Source organism: Ruegeria sp. F5 (assembly GCF_056533845.1).
The window spans coordinates 1-3,981 of sequence record NZ_JBQFOU010000053.1 but is presented as its reverse complement, the minus strand read 5'-3'; the positions used below and the strand labels follow the sequence as shown (position 1 = coordinate 3,981).

The 3,981-nt window shown below is 58.9% G+C and carries 4 protein-coding genes; all 4 read right to left on the bottom strand.

Translation table 11 applies throughout. From position 1 onward, the window contains the following. Positions 1-579: IclR family transcriptional regulator (locus ACR0K1_RS25375; protein WP_480852287.1), on the bottom strand; the 579-nt coding region annotated here is incomplete at its 3' end. Positions 580-590: 11 nt separating this feature from the next. Continuing rightward, positions 591-1,949, bottom strand: coding sequence for a TRAP transporter large permease (locus tag ACR0K1_RS25370; RefSeq protein WP_480617667.1), 1,359 nt, complete (start codon positions 1,947-1,949; stop codon positions 591-593). Then, complete coding sequence (locus tag ACR0K1_RS25365; protein WP_480617669.1) at positions 1,949-2,614, bottom strand: TRAP transporter small permease; 666 nt, start codon at positions 2,612-2,614, stop codon at positions 1,949-1,951. The genes ACR0K1_RS25370 and ACR0K1_RS25365 overlap by 1 nt, the downstream gene beginning before the upstream one ends. Before the next feature lie 68 nt (positions 2,615-2,682). Beyond that, positions 2,683-3,921: a TRAP transporter substrate-binding protein gene (locus ACR0K1_RS25360; RefSeq protein ID WP_480617671.1), complete on the bottom strand. Its 1,239-nt coding sequence runs from the start codon at positions 3,919-3,921 to the stop codon at positions 2,683-2,685. Between the last annotated feature and the right edge of the window lie 60 nt (positions 3,922-3,981).

Genomic DNA, 3,981 nt, shown 5'->3' with positions numbered 1-3,981 from the left:
CTCGGCAATGCGCTGGATTTCCGTTCGCAACGCCCCGGGTGAAGTCAGCGAGCGTTCGGTCTCCGGTTGCAGGTTTCCGGCGGCAAGAAACCCTTCCAGCGTTTTCTGCCGCAGTGTCGACAGGTACATCTTGCCACTGGCGGTGCAATGGAACGGCACCTGCGTGCCGACCGGCAGCTGAATCCGCAGCGGCCATTTGGTTTCCACCCGGTCCAGATAGATCATCCCCTCGCGGTCGGGAATGGCAAGGTTGCAGGTCTCGCCCACCTGTTCGGCGACGCTGCGCAGGATCGCCAGACGCGCCGTGCGCAGATGCGCGGAGGACATCGTGTTGACCGAAAGCAGGCGCAGCCGGTGTCCCGGGCCGTATGAGCGGCCATCCAGATCGCGTTGCAGAAAGCCCTCGGCCTCGGCGGTTTGCAGCAGGCGGTGCACGGTTGGCTTGGCCAGACCCAAGGTTTCGATCAGGTCCGATGGTTTGACGGCGACCCCGCGCCGCGCCACCTCCTCGAGGATGAGGAGAAGGCGCAGGTTGGTCGGGATCTGAGTTTCCTTGGTTTCTGTTTCCGTCAGGGCCATCCCGCAACAGTCTAGTTATTTGGCAGCAGGATCAAGGCCAGATCGGGCACGAGCGACACCAAAATCCACACTGAAAGCAACGACACCAGATAGGGCACCGTGTATCTCAGCAGCCGGAAATAGGGCACTCCGGTCACGCCCGATGCCACATAAAGGTTCAGCCCGTAAGGTGGGGTGATGAACCCGATGGACGCGCCCACAAGGAAGATCACCGAGAAATGGATCGGATCGATGCCGACCGAAGCGGCAATCGGCGCCAGGATCGGGGCCAGGATGATCGTCACCGGCAGGCTTTCCAGCACCATGCCCGAGAAGAAGACGATCACCATCGAGGTGAACAGAACCGCGTGATAGCCGCCCATCGAGGTTACAAAGTTCCCGATAGTCTCCTGTGCGCCAAGCAAAGACAGGATTTGCTGCATCACAACGGAAATGGCGATCAGCGGTGCGAGGATGCCGGTGATCTGCGCAGAGCGGATCACGATCGAGGGGATCTCGGGGATCGTGAAGCCTTCGACCACGAACATTTCGGCAAAAGTCTTCTCGGTTGGCGGAATGTCGTTCCGCGCGCCCATGATCCGGTTGATCGGATAGCTGACCAGACCGGCGATGACGCAGAAGCCCACGGTCACGCCCGCCGCCTCGGTCGGAGAGAACTTGCCGGTATAGATGCCCCACAGAACCAGACCGATGGCGAAGAAGCCCAGCCAGGCACCGAATGCTGTTTTCAGCACCCGGTTCAGTTGCAGCGGGATCAGGTAGCCCCAGCCATTCATGCGGCAGATGATCCAGCAGGCAAACTGCATGCCGAACACCATGAGTGCACCGGGCAGGATGCCCGCCACGAACAGCTCGGAAATCGGCAGGTTCATCAGGAAGCCGTAGACGATGAAGATGATCGATGGCGGAATGATGATCCCCACCGTACCACCCGCCGCCGCAGTGGCGGCGCTGAAGCGTTCGTCATAGCCGCCCTTGACCATTTCGGGGTGCAGCATCGAGCCAATGGTGGCCGTCGTGGCCGAGTTCGACCCCGAGATCGCCGCGAACAGCCCGCAGGCCCCCAGCGAGGCCATCGCCAGCCCGCCGCGTATCCAGCCCAGGCAAGCATAGGCAAAATCGCTGAGCCGTCGTGCAATGCCCGATTTGTTGATCAGGTCTCCGGTCAGGATGAACAGCGGCATCGCCAGCAGGGCAAAGCCCTTGTTGAACACGTTCAGCAGCTCGGCCCCCATATTGTCCAGCGTCAGGCCAAGGACAAAGGAACAGCCGATGACCCAATACCCGATGACCAACAGCACGGGCACGCCCAGCATGAACAGGAATGTGACCCCCAGCGAGATCAGTGTGACCAAGGTTCCGTCTGCCATCAGTCTGCTCCGATCACGGCCTGCTTGATTAGCGGCTCGCCAGTTTTCCAGTTGTGTAAATCGTCAGCCAGGTTTTGGAACACCCGCCCGACCATGAGGAAGAAGGACAATGGTGCTGCCAACAGGAACCACCACTGCATAATATTGTCGGTGCCCAGAACGATCTGAAAGTTCGAGGCCGACAGCGCCACCAGCCTTGTCGTGGTCACGATGACGATCACCGCAAAGATGAACCACAGCACCGCGTCAAGAAACAGGCAGGCCAGTTGCCCGCCGCGCGGCATGGACGTGCGAAACTCGCTGAAACTCAGATGGGTGCGCAGCCGCACGTTATAAGACGCGCCGAACCAGGCCATGACCATGAACAAAAGCGGAGGAATTGTCGTGGACCAGGGTTCCTGATCATTGAACACGAACCGGTCGATCACCCCCCAGAAAATGATGAAGGCAATCGCAAGGTAGGAATAGACCATAACGGCACGTTCAAAGTGGCGTTCGACAAACGGCACTTTCCGGTAAATCCACATGATGAGGAGCCCGCCCAGGGCCGAGACAATTGCGCCCACAACCCATGTTGCGTCGGATTCCAGCGCTGATTGAATCTCGAATGAATCGAAGGTGAGCAAGGCACTGAATATCGCGCCGACATCTGCCCAAAATGACATGAACCCCGTCCTCCCAGTCGGTGTTTGGTGGAACCGGCCCACATGGGCCGGTTCGTATTAAGCTTAGGTTAGGCCTCGCCTCTCCACCAGCGGCGTGGCTCGACGTTTTCCGCGATAGTGTCAGCGGGGATCTCACGCGCGATGTCGTAGATCTCCTGATAGGTGTCGATGCCACCGGCCCATTTGTTGATCCGCTCGCGCCACTGCGCCCAAGGCTCGGGGTTGTAGTTGGGGGCACACATTTCTTCGGCCAGTTTGATCTGATCGTCTGCCAGGAAGGCCGGGCGCACACCGTTTTCGGCGAAGATCGTGTTCGGCAGTTGCGGTTCCGAGAAACCAACGGTGTTCAAAAGCGCCGCTTCATTGGCACCCTGAATCAGGGCCTGCGTGAAGTAGGACGATTCCATGACCGCATCCTGCAGCTCACCGCCCAGGCTGTCGAAGACCTTCGAAGACATCGAAGTGTGTTCAGTACCGCAGAAGAACTTCAGGTTCACCGATTGCGATACAACGGGTGCCATGTTGGCGTAGGCCACGGCTGACGCCCATGTTTCTGCACCATCGATCAGGCCGGTTTTCAGCGCGTCCAGCGTTTCTTCCCATGCCACCGGAACCGGGTTCAAGTTCAGCAGCTGCATCGCGATTCGGCCAAGCTGCGTGCCCGTCACGCGGTTTTTGGTGCCAAACAGCTCTTCCAGTTTGGTGACGGTCGGTTTGTCGGCAAAGTTCGCGCCCATCTGCAGACCACGCAGTTCACAATGCGTGAACAGGAACTTCAGACCGTGCCGTTTTTCCAGCGGATCGCGCAGGATGCGCTGGCTCGCGGGGCTGTAAAAGAAGTGATACTGCGCCGCGCGGCTGGGGAACATATAGGCATAGTCCAGCACGTTCAGATAGGGCGCGCCGCCAGCCGAGTTCTGAGTCGACGCCGCGTAGATATCGACGATTCCCTGCTGGGTTTTTTCCACACAGCTCAGCTGCCCGCAAATCTGGTTGTCGCCGATGAACTCGATGCGAATCTCGCCATCCGTGCGTTCTTCCAGATCGCGTGCAAACTCGATCGCGCCTGCGCGTTCGATCAGCAGGTTGCGGGTGTTGAACCCCGATGCGCCGAATTTCAGCGTGTGCTTCGGCTCTTTCGAGAATCGCTTTTCATATGTGGATTCAGCGGCCTGCGCCAGATTCGCCAGACTCATCGCGCCGCCGAACCCGCCTGCTGCCAGCAGTGTCGAGCTCATGCCGTAACGGCCCGCCACGCGGAAGAAATCCCGACGCGAAATACCACTTAGTTTCTTGCCGATCTCCATTGCTTACCTCCCTGATCGCAATTATTGAGACGTTTTGTATCAAAAAACGCTAGTATATTT

Bases quoted from the DNA above. Each gene is read 5' to 3' on its own strand.
- ACR0K1_RS25360 (WP_480617671.1), bottom strand. From the start codon at position 3,921: ATGGAGATCGGCAAGAAACTAAGTGGTATTTCGCGTCGGGATTTCTTC.
- ACR0K1_RS25370 (WP_480617667.1), bottom strand. From the start codon at position 1,949: ATGGCAGACGGAACCTTGGTCACACTGATCTCGCTGGGGGTCACATTC.
- ACR0K1_RS25365 (WP_480617669.1), bottom strand. From the start codon at position 2,614: ATGTCATTTTGGGCAGATGTCGGCGCGATATTCAGTGCCTTGCTCACC.